Source organism: Planctomycetia bacterium (genome assembly GCA_016795155.1).
In the GTDB taxonomy this organism is placed as follows: domain Bacteria; phylum Planctomycetota; class Planctomycetia; order Gemmatales; family HRBIN36; genus JAEUIE01.
This window is the reverse complement of the sequence record JAEUIE010000053.1, coordinates 20,315-37,919: the sequence shown is the minus strand read 5'-3', so window position 1 is coordinate 37,919 and position 17,605 is coordinate 20,315. Positions and strand designations below refer to the sequence as shown.

The window sequence follows — 17,605 nt, the reverse complement described above, 5'->3', positions numbered from 1 at the left end:
TGCGATGGTGCTGTATTATTTCGACAACACCCTCTTAGTATCGACGTTACAACTTACCTGTCATCGAGATCATTCTTCAGTTTTTGCTGAATTAGTTTCTTCATCTCGTCGACCAGCTTCTGTTCGTTATTAATGAGATCACGCAAGACACGCAGCGCTTCATTGAATTCGATGAGTTTGCGCATGTCGTTCAGGATCTCTTCCAGTTTCTGCAGTACTCGATCTGCCTGGGATACGGGATCCTGCAGCAGACTCTTCGGCAGGGAGGAGCCTTCACTCTCCAATCGTCGGGCCAGAGTGTCAACCCCACTTTCCAGTTTGGCGAACCCCTGCTCTGGTTGCAAGAGAATTGAAAGGGGATTACAGATTCTTTGATCAATTCGATTGAGAACTCTCTCATCAACTCTGCATAAAGCGAATTCTCTGTATATCTGCCTGAATTCCCTGAGAACTTTCTCATCAAGTGCTGCCCTGATCTGGGCCAGACTCCTGGTGGCATCCTGGGCATCGTTCATGCCCCGTCGGACATCTTCGGCACGCGCGGTGGTTGACGTATCGATCTCATCGCGGATTCTTTTCAATCCGTTCCGCACTTTCCTTAAGGCCTGGATAGATTCCTCAAATTGGTCCCGCAAATCTTCCTCGCGACGACCGCCTTCAATCAGGACATCCTGTTCGCTGACGACATTGAATTCAAACGATTCTGACGAGTAACCTTCCTGATGACCGGGCTTACCCTGGTTCATTCGATTGTCGCGAGCTACGATGCGAATCACCATGCGATAGGGCGTTTCGAGGAGTGGCTCGGTGATCGGCTTTTTGGCAAGGGTCCGGAGTTCCAAGGTATCGAGATATTCATCTTTGTTAGTATAAACCGGCCCCGACATAGCGCGATCGACATAGTCGCGACTATACTCCTTGTGCAGGCCAAAGTTCCAATCCGGCATCAGTACCATCCAACCTGCGGGCAATGCTCCGAGTCGGCTGAGGTGATACATCGGCGCTCCCGTTGCTGCCTGGTTGTAATGTGTCAACAGCCGGGGTAGCGTAACGTCTTCCCGGATTTCAAAATTCAATCCACCTGGCATCGCAGGAACTTCGGGGTATGGCTCAAAGGTACGCAACGGCACACGGAATTGATGCACACTTGTTCGATCATTCTTCAGAATGTTCACATCGTATTCCAAAGCGAGCAGAGCTACATCATCGCGAACGGAAACGCTTAACGGCAGGACAGCCTTGTTGGTGACAAACTTGCGATTGAGTGCCTCAAACTGACCCTTGATGAATTCAGGCGATTTATCGGGAGTCATCAGGATGAGCAGAGTTCGTACTGCTGAGATGCCATCCTGGTCTTTCAGAGTCAGTTTCAGCCTGACATCTTCGCGTAAGGGGTTGGTAAAGCGGAGCTGGAACGTGACCTGGTCGCTTTGCAGTTCAACTTCTGGATTTTGCTCAGGCAGATCAGCAGTTGCTTTGACATCAGACAGCGCCTTATGACTTTCTCCTTCGATACGGACGAGCGAACCGAACGGCGCCTGAACTCTGGTTTCCTCACCATCTACCGGCATGACCAGCGGGCCAATGCGAACTTTACTCGCGCTGCTGTGCAGATATCCAGGCTCTTCCTGCCAACGCACCAGGCTTTTCAGAGTCGGCAACGGCTTGACATCCACCCGATACCAGGGCGTGGAAGTCTGACTGCTCAAGGCCCGTAGCCGCATCGGGCGATCGACTTTCTTAAACTCGTACTGGAATTCATTGGAGGATGGCTGACGTTTCACCTCAGGCTGCCCACGCTTGGCTTTGCCTCGCGCATCCACCTCGGAAAGATTCTCGAATTCCAGAGTTATTTTGTCTGGAATGGTCAACTGACGAAATGCTTTACGTATTGCAAAACTAGTGAGTGCTGCCCGTGCCTGCAAATCTGCAAAGAATGCCTTGCCCTGCGATGCTACCCGCTGGCCCAGTGCATCAGCCGATTCGGATTCTGCAAAGAGCTTCAGTCGTTTGGAAAGATCACGGATGGCAAGCTTCTGCCAGTCAACAGGCAAGCGATTCCAGTCAGCAGCGGGCATGGCAAAAGCCGGTGCATTGGCGTCGCGGTCGTACGCTAGTTTCTGAATAAATGCCATCGAGGAGAGAGGAATGGGTAACCCCGTCTGATGCATGGAAGCAACTGTCCAGACCATGTCGTTTGAGACAGGTCGCAGTGTGAACAACTCCTTCTGCAATCTGATGGCGTCTTCACGCGTTAAGGTCCGTGCAAGCTCCAGCACCTGCGAGACCTGCTGTAACGAATACTTCTGCATGGATTCCGGAAGAAATGATCTGATCGAATCTGGCAGCGCATCCTGAGCACTCTTTAACTGTTGCAAGGCCTGGCTTGCCCAGGTCAGCCCCAATTCCCGTTGCGCTCCTTCGGTGATCAGGTTCGATTCAATCCGGTCGAGCGACCAATGATGCCAGTCAGCAGGAAGGAATGACAGCAACGTGTCCTTCTGCATGTCAACCAGTTCCCAAGGCGTATTGAGGCTCTGAAAGTCATCCGGCATGAGAGGTCGCCAGCCTTCCGATGAAGATGCATCTTTCACCGCCCAGCGGGCTGAACGGATAACCGCCTTCCATTCACTGCCCACCGGAACCGCCTTGTTCCGGTTCTGAAAATCGGTGAATTCAAGTATGGCTTCTCGTGGCCAGAGTGTGCGCCGGTACTGAACATTGCGCTCAGCCCATGTCTGCAGAATTTCCGGCATGAGCAGGAATAACAAGGTTGCGATGAGCAGGCACACTGTTGCCAATCCCAACCGTTTGTGAAGTCGCTGCGTGTTCAGAACATCGCCAACGTTCAGTCCCTGCAGCGATTCTTCAGCTCGCCGGGCAGTTGCCTCGAGCATGGAGCGCGAATATCCCTTCCTGGCAGCTTCCTCGATATCATTCAACTCCACCGCGGTAATCAGTCGATCTGCCAGTGCTCCTGGATACCTTCGTTCCAATGCCATGGCCAGATCAGATGCAGTAAGAGGTTTGAGCATTCGTACGACGAGATATCGCCAGATGATCCATCCCGCCACACCCACCAGAATCAGCAGGGCACTGGTGCGCAGAAATGTCTGTACGCCTGGCGATCCCTCACGCAGGTAATCAAATCCGAACAGTTTGAAAAAGATGCCCCAATCGAAACAGAGTGAGACCAGCGACCAGATGGAAGCAGCCAGTACCAGCAGGGCCAGTGTTTCCAGAACGACATAACGACGGATGGCAGTTTGCAGGCTTGCCAGCGGGCTGGTTAAGCCGCTGCTCAATGGCGATGGTGCCTTACGTTGTACCAGTCTTGTTGTTGTCGCTGTGGACACCCATCGAACTCCTGTATCAGGCCAACCTGAGAAGTTTGCGAATCAGCCATTCTGTGCCGAGCAGTGCACCTATCAGCCAAAGCGCCCAGGAAATACCATCAGCCTTGTCAGGCTGATCAAGATGATTCAGAACGGAAATGCCTTTGTCCCACAAATCGTACACTTTGCCTTCGGTACTGTAGGGGACAATATGACTGTCCAGGCATTCAGTGATCCACATCATCGAATTCAGTGAAAAGTAAAGACGATCTGTTTCATTCTCTGCAGTAAGATTGGCGACAGCACCGCCAGGAGCATTTCTGGCATCAGCGGTCATGCGTTGACGGGCATCCAGCAGTGCTTCCATGAAAGCTGGTCTCTTTTTCTCATCAAGCAGGGTGACAACCTGGCTGACTGAAGCCATGCGATGCAGCAATGCATGATCAGGCCGGGTATTGTCCCGTTCCGGGTCACTTGTTTCGACGATGAAGCTGGCAGTCAGTTTTTCTCCCGTGCCAGGCACCCTTAATTCAACAATATACTTCCCAGCTGACTTGACGAGAAGCCGACTGGAGTAAGCACCGGGCTTTCCCATATCCTGCTGCATGGGCATGCCTTCGGCCCACTCCCTGGGAACATCTCGAGCTGCTGGCGGCGCCTTGACCTGCAGGATTACCGGCGACTGGGGATCGGCGGCCAGTGGCTTCAGATCATTATCCAGCAGTTCCGCCTCCACCAGAACGGTATCACCTTCATGATGTCTTCCACTGACCATGAGCAGGCCACGTGAGGATTCACGTTTGCCCATGGCACGCAGCAGCTTGGTCCAGAACCGTTCGTGATACTTTTCACTGAAGCTGCGCAAGCGATACGTTTCGCCGGAACCAATGTAGAAGACATTCCCTTTGACCGATTTGGAAAGGACGAAGAAAGGCTGACGTTCACCCTGCGGAGTCTGCGCCTTGCGATTCGGATCGCCATAGCGTGCCAGCACCTGGGCGCCTGCACGCACCTGTCTGACAGGGAAATAACTGAAGAAGCCTCGCGAGGAAGGCATATCTATCTGTGGTACATCTCCCTGTTTCTGCAGATCGAAAAAGGCATTCCACCCTTCGAAAAAGTTTCCTGGCGAACTCGAATCATTGAGATCCAGGTAGGGCTGACTGCTGGCACTGGGGTCCCAGTTCAAAGCCCAGGGTTCACGGTTGGACCGATCCAGGATATGCAGGGCATCGGGAGAATCATCAAAGATCACCGGGTAGAGATTCTGAATAATTGCGAGTTCCGGATCGCGCACCAGGTTGAAGGTATTCACCGGGCCGGCTATGGTAACCAGCCCGCCGCCCTGTTCCTGCACCCAGCGACGCAGCAGTTCCTGACTCGATTCCCTGCCCATGCTGTCTTCTTTTGCCAGCAGGTATCGCCAGTCCGGATCGAATGCCACCACGACATCATAATTGCCGAGGTTGTTGGGGTCTGCGTCTCTCGCACGCAGCACGGTGGGGAATCGATCCAGTAACCGCTTGGGATCAATATCCTGGACAGTGCCATTCTGGGCGGATTGCAGCACGATGCTGAATTCAAACTTTTCCGCTTCACGCACCAGCAGGCTGCGGACAAACTGATATTCTCTGGTAGCTGCTGAGGCGAAGAGCAGCACACTCAACTTACGGTCCTCAACCTTGACTAGACTTGCATCGGTTGAACTATTATCGGCACGAGTGCGTTCACCTGCCACGGGCACGACTCGAGCCCGGAATTTCCATTCTCCCTTGATCTTTTTCGGGTTGGTAATGCGGAATTCCGCAGTTCCTCGCGATTGCTGTCCGGCAGCCTGCAGGAGATTGACCTGCTGCGCCGGCAGATCGGATGGCGCTTCACCAGGCTTCTCTACCTGCAGAATGACCGAGGCGGCTTGACCTGCAGTCAGGTTATCACCTTCCACTGCCACGCGAACGGGGAAGTCGTCTTCGGGCTGAACGCGGGCGGGCGCAAGCACATCCACCAGGCGGAGATTGGGAATCGACTGTGCTGAGCCAAGACCTACCGTGAAGATGGGTACATTATCTTGACGAGCCAGGCTGAGTGCTTCCTTCAAATCCTGACTGGAACCAGCGGTTGATTTGCCATCGGAAAAGATAATGACTCCCTGCAACTGCCCTTTCTCTTTCTGGAGCAATTCACGTACTGCGGTACCCAGATTGGTACGTTCCGGCAAGCGATTCTGCAGCGTCTTGCGTTCAGCAGAAATACGTTCAAATGCATCCACGAGGGATTTGGCACGTGATGCCTGCCCTGATTGCTGTTCAGCTTGTGCTTGTGTCGCCAGATCGCTGAGGGAAGTCATCAAATCAGCAGGTGGTACTTCATCAAGCGTGATTGGCTGGCCGGGAAACAGAAGCGATTTCCATTTTCCCAGACTAGGCCGCGTGTTCGCAGCAATCTGCCATGGTTCAGCATCGAGCGTATCACCAAAGCGATAGCAAACTAATGGGTTTTTCTCGAGAAGTTTGGTTAGAAAATCGGGTTGAACAGGCGCACCCGGAGTTGCAGGCATTGCTTTTTGCAGCAATGCCATGAGTTCTTCCTGTCTGGTCAGTCGTAATGCACCGGGTTCCTCAGAAGCACTCTGGTCGCTGGTTTCCGTGACGCTGGCAGAAACGTCGAACAGCAAAGCCACTTTCGACTGTTGTTCGCTGAGAGTTACCTGCCGCATGGCGGGCAACAGCCAGACTATGGCAATGACGAGACAAACGCCGATGCGTAACAGGGCGAGCAGGCTGGCCCACTTCATACCAATCGTCCGACTCTCGCGGCGACAGTTCAGGATGATCAGTACGAAGGCAATCAGCAGCAGCGGGATGAGAACCGCCAGCCACCAGTAGGGATCAAACGAGAGTGGAATGCCGAACAACTCGGGCGGCTCCTGCAGGCGGCGCCAGATGAATTCCATGCGTTGTTCAGAACTCGCTTGCATAGTTCCGCTCATGCCAGATGATGACTGAACTTCATAGCCAGGTACTGCTCCAGCATCAATAGACCCAGGAAGAGGAGCAGCACCCAGGAGAATTCCGACCAGGTTTGCGACTGCAACGCTTCCAGAGCCTGTGTATCAATTGCATTGACGACAAACCAGTTTTTCGATTGAACAAATTCACGTGCTTCGCCAGCTGGCAGTTTGCTGACACCTTTCTGCAGACCATCGGCCAAAGATTCCCGTATCTGATCTTCCGAAAGGCGGGACATATCACCTTCCTGTTGCCCATCCAGATTGAATGACAATGGCCGTTCTTCCGGTATCTTGGCAGTATCCAGATTAATGCTGGCTTCGCCACGGACTGCTGTATCGCTCATACCTGATGCTGTACCCACCTGGTTGAACTTCAAGCGATAATGACCTGGGCCTTTCACCGCCTTGATTTTCACCATCCAGTCGAATTGTTCCGCCATGCTGGCACCCGATTCCTTCCCGGGTGCTGGTTGGAACAGGGACTTGAAGCGTTCGCCTGTGATTGTATCAACCTTGGCTGGCTCCTTTTCTTCAGGCCCCTGATACCAGAGTTCCACCTGGGGATGATATCTGTCCTGTTCGAGTCGCAGTTCGAGCGGCTGGGCTTGAACCAGTGCAGTATTCGACAGTTCCACATTACGCGATTGTCCGGACAAATGATCCTGTACTCCCAGTATCATGGGGACAAAGAAGAACTGACCCAGGTCGCCCACTGCCATATCATGCCAGCCGTAGTCCTTGCCTTGAATGCTGCTTGGGGCGGCAGGAATCATAAATGCCATGACCCGGCCAGTGCGAATACCGCCGGTGACCGCAGCTTCCACGACCACAGGATCGCCCTGCAGTAGGAGCATCTGAAGGTCATTAAACTTCTTGAGCAAGTCCGCATTCTTCTTGTCCTTCCAGAAATCTGCTGCAGCAGGTTCTGATAGTGCAGCACTGAGTGCTTGGATCAGTTCACCCTTACGTGCTTTCTTTCTGTCAGCTTCCACGATGCTGGCCAGGATTTTACCAACATGCGAAGTCAGCTTGCCGGCAGGCACCTGGGACGCCACTGCATTGAGTTCTTCTGCTAATTGTCGCACCTGATCCCGGTAGAGGAGCAGCGGCCTGCGATTAACGAGTTGCATCAGCACTTCGGATCCTTCACCCGGTTTCCATTGCGGATCGATTCGGAAGTAGCGGTTGATGTGAATGAAGCGTGCGAAGGTGTCGGCAATTTCACCGGTAAAGGGAAAGGCGGGATGCAGTTTCATAAACCGCACCTTGGCAAAGAAATCATCCTTGTCTGGTTCTTCATCGATGAACGGGAAATTTTTTCTGCCATCCGGATCAGGTCTGAGCATCAGCGGAACAGGAAAGATGCCCTGCCCTTTCTGGTACAACCTGTCGTTAAAGCTGGAGACATTCGTGCGTGGTCCCAGAAACCAGGCCAGACTTCCTCCCTGTCTGACATATCGTGTGATGTTACGCAATCCATCTTCATCGAGATCGCCTTCGCTGCGACCGACACCGGCAATATTCAGCAGGTAAACCACCGAATACGCTGAGAGATTGCGTCGTGCAGACAACTCGCGTGGCGTGATAATATCAGCCTGCACGCCGGTTCGGCTGGTGCCAGTCAGCGCAGCATTGATGTAGAGCCAGTCACTGGCAGCCTGGCTGCTGCGGGCTTCCGGATCAACCAGCAGCACTTTCACATGGCTCCGCAACTCCACTTGGGCATAACGCTCATTGTCCACCAGAAGATGATCACGATTTTCACTGTCGGACAGGCGAACCGTCAGCGATTTCAGGCCTATCGGTTCATCAGTAGCGTACTCCATATTGAAAACCAACGTGCGTTCTTCAGCCCCGGCCAGTCTGTCGAGGATGCGTTCGGCACGCTGCTGCTGGTTGCTGAGCAGGGAAAGATTGATCCTGCTGTGCTCGGCGGAACCAAAATTCCTGACAGTCACATGTACATCAAAGGGCAGTCGGGGAGTGACAACACGCAACGGTGCATCGCCCGGAGACATTACACTGTCCGCAACACGGCGAGGCTTGACGAGAATGCTGGTAACGCCCAGGTTGCCGTGTGCCGGGGGAACATCACCAGCGACCTGAGAACGGGCCGGCTGAGCCACGTCATGCAGTTGTACATCTACTTTGCCTTGCCGGGACAGGTCTGCCAGGAGGGAATAAACCTCATCGCCTGAATTGCGCCAGGTTCCCAATCGGAAATCACTGACGATATGAATGTGCCTTCTGCCATCAGTCACTGTTTCGAGGTATTTGTTAGCCTGCTGCACTGCTGCTAGCGGCGTGAGTGCCAGATGTGTTGGCTTCCACTCATCGAATCGCTCGCGAAGCCTGGTGAGAGCATCTGGGGTCATTCTGAAACCTTCCGGCTTCTCGCTGGTGAGTGGCGAGCCGAATTCAGGCACCGCCGGGTTCGACCAGGAGAGAACCGTCCAGTGATGCAATGCATTACTGTTGCTATGTGCTGCAGCCAGGTCAGCCAGCAGCTGGGTGCCACGCTTGAATGCTGATACACCATCTGGGCGAGATGGGTCTTCCAGATCAGACATCGAGTAGCTGTCGTCCATCAGAAAGTAGTGGTGATGCACCGAGCCCGATTCGTTGCCGGCGCCACCGAGAAACCACCGTGGCCGGATGAATAGCAAGGCCACAAGTGCAATGAGCAGACAGCGGAGCAGCAGCAATAGTAACTGTTCGAGAAGCAGCTTGCGCTTGTTTTTCTGCATGGCCTTGAGCAGAAATTCCATCGCAGCCCAGTGGACTTTCCGATAGCGGAGCCGGTTGATCAAATGAATGATGATGGGGACAGCCAGGGCCAGCATTCCCCACCAGGCAAACGGATTGAGCACGTTTTCGAACATGTCCGTTTGATCCTTACTTTCTGCCACGCAGTGCCATGCGGGAAGCCAGGAAGCGGGCCAGCACCGCATCCAGATAATCGCTCGTACGGATGAGCGAGTATTCAATGCCATGCGACGCACAGCCTCGTCGCACTTCATCGAGATATTCATTCAGCACTTCAAGGTATCCCTGCCTCAGTGCTCGCGGGTCGCACACCAGATCGGGCATGGCCTCCATACCGAGAAACCGGGTGGTGCCCTGAAAATCGAAGTTCACTTCATCTTCATCGAGTACATGAAAGACGATGACATCATGTCGACGATGGCGGATCAGATCAAGCCCGGCAAACAGTTCAGGCCGGTCTGTCAGCAGATCGGAAATCAGGATGACCATACCTCGGCCAGGCAGGCTTTCCGAGACTCGCTGCAGGATCGATTTCAAATTGGTTTTTTCGGCAGGCTTGCTGACATGCATGGACTGCAGGATGGAATCGAGATGGGTCAGATGGCTGCGAGCCGGTACTGCCTGTCGCAACTGATTATCAAACGTCATGCAGCCGACGGCATCGCCCTGGTGCAAAAGCATATACGCCAGCGAAGCAGCCATGGTGCAGGCATAATCGTACTTGGTCATCGGGCCACGGCCGTAACGCATCGATTCGCTGACATCAAGCAGGAGCATGGCCCGCAGGTTGGTTTCTGCCTCAAACTGCTTAATGTAAAAGCGATCTGTCTTGGACCAGACTTTCCAATCGAGATGGCGGATATCATCGCCGGGGGTGTAATCGCGATGCTGGACAAACTCGACCGAGTGGCCGAAGAACGGGCTTTTGTGCATGCCGCTGATGAAGCCCTCGACAACACGCCGGGCACGCAGATCCAGGCGGGATATCCGCGAAATAGCCTGGGGGCTCAAAAATCGTCGTGGATTTTCAGTCATATCACGGTTGCCTGAGCGATGATCCATCCAAGGTTGGCCGTACCCGACATATTAATTAAGAAGCAAAGATTTTCTGAAACCGTGCATCACGGGTCAGGTCACTTTCTTTCAGTGGAGTATCCTGCACCAGGCGTTCAATCACCTTGTCGGTGGTAATGCCATCAGAAACTGCAGCAAAGTTGGTCAGGATGCGATGTCGCAAAACGGGTAGCGCCAAGGCAGCCAGGTCTTCCGTCTGGACATGGGTGCGGCCATACAGCAGTGCCCGAGCTTTGGCGCCTAGAATGAGAAACTGCACAGCACGCGGACCAGCGCCCCAATCGAGCCAGTTTTTAACATAATCAGGAGAGCCATCCTGTTTCACACGAGTCTGCCTGACCAGGGCTAGAGCATAGTTGATGGCATGATCGCTGACTGGTACCCGGCGTACCAGGCTCTGCAGATGCAGAATTTCATCGCCGGATAGCACAGGCTGCAGTTCTTCCACCTGCAGCCCAGTGGTACGCCTTGCAATTTCGAATTCTTCCTTGAAGCTGGGATAGGAAACAAAAACCTTGAACATGAAGCGATCCTGCTGGGCTTCGGGCAGTGGATATGTGCCTTCCTGTTCAATGGGGTTCTGCGTGGCCAGCACAAAGAACGGACTGGGCAACTGATGGCGGGTTCGGCCCACGGTAACCTGTCGTTCCTGCATCGCTTCCAGTAATGCAGCCTGTGTTTTGGGCGGCGTACGGTTGATTTCATCCGCCAGAATGATGTTGGCAAACAGCGGCCCCTGCAGGAACTTGAATTCACGTCCTCCGGTAGTGCGGTTTTCCTGAATAACTTCCGTGCCGGTGATATCCGAAGGCATCAGATCCGGTGTGAACTGCACACGACTGAATTCCAGTGACAGGCAGCGGGACAACGTGCTGATGAGCAAGGTCTTGGCCAGACCCGGTACACCTTCCAGAATGACGTGCCCTTTGCTGAACAGTGCGATCAGCAACTGTTCGATGACCATGTCCTGCCCGACGATGACACGTGCAAGCTGTACTTTGATCGACTGGAATGTCTCCTGAAGTTTTCTGGCTTCACTCAGATCATCCTGACCCAGCGGGGCGTTATTGGCACTGTTGCGACTCACCATGTCTGTCATACGTCGTCTCGCAGAGCATTAAACGGGTTGATAGGTTGATACAGGGCTGTCAAGGAATGTCCAGTGCATTTACTAGCGCTGATAAATGGGGAGACAACCTTTATCGAGCTGCAAGATGATCAGGTGCAGCGCGGTGGAGTAGACCGGCCCCACAGCACCTGAATTCCAGGAACCATCCGGCGCCTGTTTGCCTGCCAGATAATCAAACACCACTTCACGATACCGGCTCCACTTGAGCAGCTTCTTCTCGCCATCTGCTTCTTTCTGAGCCAGGTCAGGTCTCATTTTGGCATGGCGATCTTCACCAAGAACATACATCACCTGGGCATAATACAGATGGGTGTATTCCCAGTGCCCGAAGCTGTCTCGACCTGATTTATCCACGGGGATGTACTTCTGACAGTAATTGATCCACTTGAGAGCAAGTTCGTTGTTGTACTCACCGGAAGAAAACATGCAGCAGATGCCGGCAGCCGTCAGTGGCGGGCGAATTCCGCCGCCTCCACCGCCACGCAAACTGTAGGTCACACCTGCTTCTTCCGTCATGGGATTGCCTGACTTGTGAAAGACCACAGATGATTTTCGAAGGTATTCACCTGCTTTGTCGATAACCTCCTTCGGTACGGGTATGCCTGCATTCTTGCAGGCACGCAACGCCTGCAACTGGGTAATGGTCACCGAGCCTTCGTCAAAATCACTGCCATCGGCAGCGGAGACATAACCCCAGCCACCCAGATTGGTCTGGGCTTTGCCAATGAATTGTACCGCAGCTGTCAGTACCTTTTCCATTTCCTTGCGTCGTGCGCCGTCTGGTTCTTCGCCATATACCTGTGCCAGGAACATGGTGCCGAAGCCGTGGCCGTACATATAGCGCTGCTGTTCGCGGGCATCATCAGCGCGACCGATCAAACCCGTTTTACGTGTGACTCTACCGAGCAGGTATTCGACGGCGAGTTCGATTTCGCGAGAATATTTTCCCTGCGACATGGTGCTGCCTTCCGCCAGGAGTGCCATACCTGCCAGTGCTGTCATGGGTATGGGATGCGAACCACCCGGAGCCACTTCCCAGTGACCATCCCGAGACTGGTTTCTGGCCAGCCATTGCAGCCCGGCATCCACGGTTGGTTTGTACTTGGCCAGCACTTTCTGCGTTTCCGTTTCCGCATCATCAACCTGGACTGCGGAATGCATGACAGAGAAGCTGATCAGACTCACAATCAGGCAGGTTATCCATCGCGTGTAACCGAGGCGATTCACAGGAATCTCCTTATTTCTGATTGCCTGCGAGAATGGAAGGAGTTAAGAGGAACGACAGTGTTTGTGCATGCGATTTCAATTCAACTTTTCCTGTTTGCTGATCAATCAGCAGTTCCTGATAGCCAGTGGTGGTATTTACCCGCCCTGCATATTGCCCCTGCAGTTCGCGCGTAGCTGCTTCCGAGAGAGGAATAGATTTGCCGGTCATTTTGGAAAACAGGGCCAGTTCATTCTGCAATTGACCGTTGCCTGCATTCACGATGTTCAATTGGACCATTCCTTTATTCGCTTTCGCATTGGCGTTGGGCGGCTGGCGGGTGGACATGGTTACCGAGGAACAGAGTAAAAAGGGCAGTTCTTCAAATCGCTGAATCACCACATAATGCAACGGCAGTTCTTCATGCCAGAGCAGTTTGCCATTTTCCCTGTTCAGACAAACCACGGGACCATTGACCGGGATGCTGCGGAGCCATTGAAACTGGCGGAACAACTCGCGTCGGGTTCCAGAATCCTCTTTCTGTTCCAGATTGCGACAGTACAGCAAGTAGCACTCATTGCCATCAAAAAGAAAATGAGCCTGGGTGAAACTGTCTGCTTCGAAAGGCATTTTCGAAACAAATGCCGTTGTGCCGGTCTGAATATTGCACAACGTAAACACGCCCTGCGGATTCAGATGGCCAATCTGTTCGCTTGGTCTGGGCGATTTCACCATGGTCGATTTGGAATTGATTCTGGTGCTCCAGACCGGTTTGGAAGTAATGGGATCCATCAGTTGCAGGTCGTCTGAATCGGCATTGGCGGGCTGACGCATAAGAAGATGCCTGCCACGAATGGCCAGTGCAGAACGATACTGGGCTTCAACGGTGTTCTTGAGTGGAATAGCCTGGCCATCGTGCAGACTGATAGCCATGGTCTGATGTTCTACCCGAGCCTGATTTTTGGGATTGTACGGGATTATGATGGCGTACTCATCATCGCCGAATAGTTCGGAACTAGTGGGAACACCATATCGGGTCCAGAGCTTTTCGCCGGTTTGCGGGTTGATGCAGACCAGGCCTTCATGACGAATGGTGACAAGAAGTCGTGTCGACGTAGCCGGGCCAGAAGTTCCGAGAATTTCAGAGATATTGTTGAATTGATCCACAAAACGAAATCGCCCCGGTGTATCTTCCAGGGGAAAGACTTGGGTTCTGTTATTTCCACCCTGGTCGGAGGTACTCAGATCGCCCAGAACATTGATCGACCAGGCTTCCGTCTTGTTCACCAGATCAAGGCCGATAACACGATTTGACCAGGAGAAGACAAGAATGTTTCCACAGAGTTTGAAGGTGGGCCAGATGCGATCCTGGTTGCTGTAATTGAAAGTGGGCAGTGCAAAGCTCCACTTGGAGAGCAGATCCTTTCCCTGCTCCTGATCGCGAAGGATGTAGTTACATCGATACTGATTCTGATTATCGGCAATCACCTGCAACGTGTACTTGCGCAGGCTGGGAGGCAACTCATCGACCGACTCAAAGTTCGCCACGAATGAGTTGTGGTTATTGTTGTATTTACGAACGTATTTCAAATCTTCGATGGTGATGTTCTGCAGGTTGGAAAGTCCCTGACGTTCTTCGAGATAAGGCAGGAACCGCTTATCGTACATGAGTTCCTGGAATAACTGCAGACCAGATTTATTATCGCGAACCTGCACCGTGGGATGTTTTTTCGCCAGCAGGCGATAATAGTAGGCAGCGTTTTCCATTTCCCCCAACTGAATATTCAGCCTGGCGATTCCATCATAGGCTCGAGCAGCAATCGTCGGATTCTGCACCTTCAGCAAGGGCAACAGGCGAAGCAACGCATCCGGATAGTTTTTCTGCTCGAGAAGCTTCTCCGCATACACCAGTTGAGCATTCTGCCCTGTGCTGTTCAGTTCGCCATAAAAATCGACGAACTGCCTCAGTGCATCGGGCTGGGAATGATTGCGAATGGCATTCCATTTGGCTTCAATGATCTGATCGAGCTTGCCACGCAACTCGGGTTTCAGACGTTCGGCCATCGCTTTGGCCTGGGCCTGCGACCAGACTCGAGGAATGACGCGAACGAGCGGATCATCGGGATTGATGATCATCTTGTCATCCAACTGGGCAAACGCCTGCAAGGCATCGAGCGAGTCACCGATTCTGCCTTGTGCCTCCCGCCCCTTGGAGAGAACCCGATAGAATCGTGCTTTTCTGTCGAGCAGGTTCTGCCTGTCTTCGTCTTTCCAATCATCCGTGGAGACATGCAGAGTCAATTGTTCCAGTTCCGGAACACTGGATTCATGCTGATCAAAATTCTGCTCGAGCAAAGCCAGCAGAGAATCAGACAGTTTAGCTTCGGCCTTGGTTTTAATTTCCAGAGCGGGTTTGGTTTTCAGTGCATTGCGGAAATCGGTAATGGCATTGGCGATGTCGCCCTGGTGCCAGCGCAACTCACCACGATCCACAAGCCCGATGGGATCATTCGGATTGGCTTTCAGCCTCTGGGCGACCTGCCGTTCCTTCATGGCCTGGATGGGGAAAACCATCAGGTGGAAATGGTTCAACGATACAAAGTAATCTCCAATAAGAGCCAGATTGCCTAACTGTTCCTTGTGCCGGGCCTTGTTACGTGCAATGATGGCTCCGTCTTTCAGCGAGACGGCAATCAGTTCATTGCCTTTGACGGGCAGGAAGTACATCTCATCGTTGGCGATGCCACGGCCGCTGGGGAGACCGGTAGCAGTATTCCAGAGATGCTTGCCGGTATTCAAATCCAATGCATGGATATTCTGTTTGCCAACAAGAACAACCTTGTTTCCAAAGACACCTGCCAGGTAATAATCGGGAGGCAGTGGCTCCTTGCTGGTAGTATCCACACGGTTCACCGTCCAGGCCAGGGTACCGTCACGCAGATTGATGACATGCAGGGCATTGCCATCAGATGGGGCCAGAAGCACTTTGCCCTGGCTGACAACGGGGGCGGAAAACGACCATTGTGCACCCCTGGTGAGAGGTTCCGTGGCTAACATCCGCATAGGGCGACCACGAGCATTCATCATCTGCATTTGCAAAGGCTGATCTGCAGCAACTTCATTTTGATAGTTGTAAGCCCAGACCAGAGTGCGAGTGAGCAGATCAACACCGATCACTGAACCTGCATTGGTTGGACAGATGAGGATACCATCGCTGTAAGAAAGCAAGGCTGCCTGCGTTCGGCGAACAGGATCTTCGGTGATGCTGCGATCTACCACGCCCAGAGGCTGCGACCAGACCAGATCAATGCCGTACTCATACTCGATACTGGAACCAATCTGCGACTTGACAGTCTTCCGGTTCTGCAGGCAGAGCAGCTTGATTTCCGCGCTGACCTCAGCCAGCACATATAATTTGTCGCCCAGTGGCAGCGGTGGCCCGAGGAAAAACATTCGTGAAAATGGCTGATCGGGAAGTTGCGTGCCAATGGACCAGACCGTTCTGCCCCCATCGAGATCATAGGCTAACAGGCGATTGCTCTGAACGAACTCACCGAGACGGTTTCCCACTTGCGGATTGTTGCGGTTCCATCGACCGCCCCAGGGTGCTCCATAATTCTGAACATAAGGAGGTAATGCCAGGTCTTCCACGGCATACAGAAGTTCCTGATCGGCACTGAGCGTTCCCAGCAGCGTATTCTCAATCAGAATGTTGGGAGCGGTTTCGCGATAAGCTCCGAGGTAGACCTGCGCTTCCGGATCTCCCTGGTTCTGTGTTTTCAGGCATTGAGCCAGGCTGGCATCGGAATGGCTGTCCCATGCCTTGGTTCCCGTCTTCAGATGGTAGGCACTGATGCCGTGCAGCGTACGAAAGATGACCAGGTCTCGCACGATCAATGGATGACAGCCGGGAATGATGGGCACACCCTGCGTTGACAGTTTCTTGGCTGCCTGTTCAATTTCCTGTTTGGCCTGTCCCGGTTCTGCTGTGGCTATGGCTGGGAAGGATGGTTCAAGGAATGGCGAGGTGCTGGTGGTGATGGCAGTACGATCAGGACTGCCCATGAACAATCGCCAGTCCTGGACATCGAGGATGCCTCGGGTTGCTGAAGCAATTTTCAGTGCGTCTTTGAGTTTTGCCTCATCCCAACTGCGCATGGCTGATGGCAGTCGCTCGTTGGGCTGGTTTACTTTAGCCTGGAACAGCCTCCAGGCGCGATCGCGATTGTTCACATCCCCTGCCCTTTCGAAAGCACAGGCTGCTTTGAACAGCGTACTGGCACTGAGATCGTTACTGGCATTTTCGCGGGAAAGTAATCGCTCAAAGCAAAGGGCTGCGACAATGTATCGACCATGATCGAGGTGATAGGAGCCAAGCCAACTGGCAGCTTCGGCACCAGCTTCGGTATGAACATACTTCAAGGCAATATCGGCCATCGCCTGCGGATCAGCTTTACTTTTGGCCTGCTTGAAAGCCAGCTTGGCTGCCGAACCGAATTGTTGCTCGTAAAAACGCTTGCCATCGGGAGGCAGACTGCTCAGCATGCGATTGGCTTCGGCACGTACACTGACACGCCTGCCTTTATCGCCTTCAACTTCCTGCAGAAAGTTGTCTTCCGTGGCATCCAGAAGGGATTGCAGAATCTTGACAGCGCTTTGCCAATCCTGCGTTTCGATAAAGCGACGTGCTTCTTCCATTTTCCGTCGAGCGCGGGGATCGACTGGCAATTTAACACGCTGGTTGCCAGTTTCCTTATTGTCATTGCCGGGCTGTCCGCCACCGACAACCACCTGCCCGTTGACCATCATCTGGAACTGCACCGGCGGTGCTACCGGCTTGACACCTTGGGCTGGCGGTGGTGCCTGCGCCACTTTGGTGGATAACGGTGGCTTGGGTTGCTGGGCTGCAGCCAGGCTGATGGCCAGGCTGGTGGACAAACACAGGCCGATGCCCAGTGTGCGACTGAGTCCCTTCACTTCGGTGCGTTGCAGCATCATGTCCTCCCTGCTTACAGGATAAGGCAGGCTAACGCGTATTGCAATCAAAGCCTGCCTATCGGTGAGGAACTTCTCAGAACTTCAACATC

General features: G+C 53.3%; 7 protein-coding genes. All 7 read right to left on the bottom strand.

Annotation, left to right across the window (positions count from 1 at the left end; translation table 11 throughout):
• Positions 1-53: 53 nt before the first annotated feature.
• Positions 54-3,356, bottom strand: coding sequence for a hypothetical protein (locus JNJ77_17875; GenBank protein MBL8824461.1), 3,303 nt, complete (start codon positions 3,354-3,356; stop codon positions 54-56).
• A gap of 16 nt (positions 3,357-3,372) precedes the next feature.
• Entirely contained in the window at positions 3,373-6,288 is a 2,916-nt protein-coding gene (locus tag JNJ77_17870; protein ID MBL8824460.1) for a VWA domain-containing protein, read from the bottom strand.
• Between the two features lie 32 nt (positions 6,289-6,320).
• A complete protein-coding gene (locus JNJ77_17865; GenBank protein ID MBL8824459.1) occupies positions 6,321-9,227 on the bottom strand; it encodes a BatA domain-containing protein in 2,907 nt (968 codons plus the stop codon).
• A gap of 13 nt (positions 9,228-9,240) precedes the next feature.
• Entirely contained in the window at positions 9,241-10,146 is a 906-nt protein-coding gene (locus JNJ77_17860; protein MBL8824458.1) for a DUF58 domain-containing protein, read from the bottom strand.
• A gap of 55 nt (positions 10,147-10,201) precedes the next feature.
• Positions 10,202-11,275, bottom strand: coding sequence for a MoxR family ATPase (locus JNJ77_17855; GenBank protein ID MBL8824457.1), 1,074 nt, complete (start codon positions 11,273-11,275; stop codon positions 10,202-10,204).
• Positions 11,276-11,356: 81 nt separating this feature from the next.
• The gene (locus tag JNJ77_17850) at positions 11,357-12,475 is read right to left on the bottom strand and encodes a terpene cyclase/mutase family protein (protein ID MBL8824456.1); all 1,119 of its coding nucleotides are present in this window, start codon (positions 12,473-12,475) and stop codon (positions 11,357-11,359) included.
• A 76-nt stretch (positions 12,476-12,551) separates the two neighbouring features.
• Positions 12,552-17,516: a PQQ-binding-like beta-propeller repeat protein gene (locus JNJ77_17845; GenBank protein MBL8824455.1), complete on the bottom strand. Its 4,965-nt coding sequence runs from the start codon at positions 17,514-17,516 to the stop codon at positions 12,552-12,554.
• Positions 17,517-17,605 lie beyond the last annotated feature (89 nt).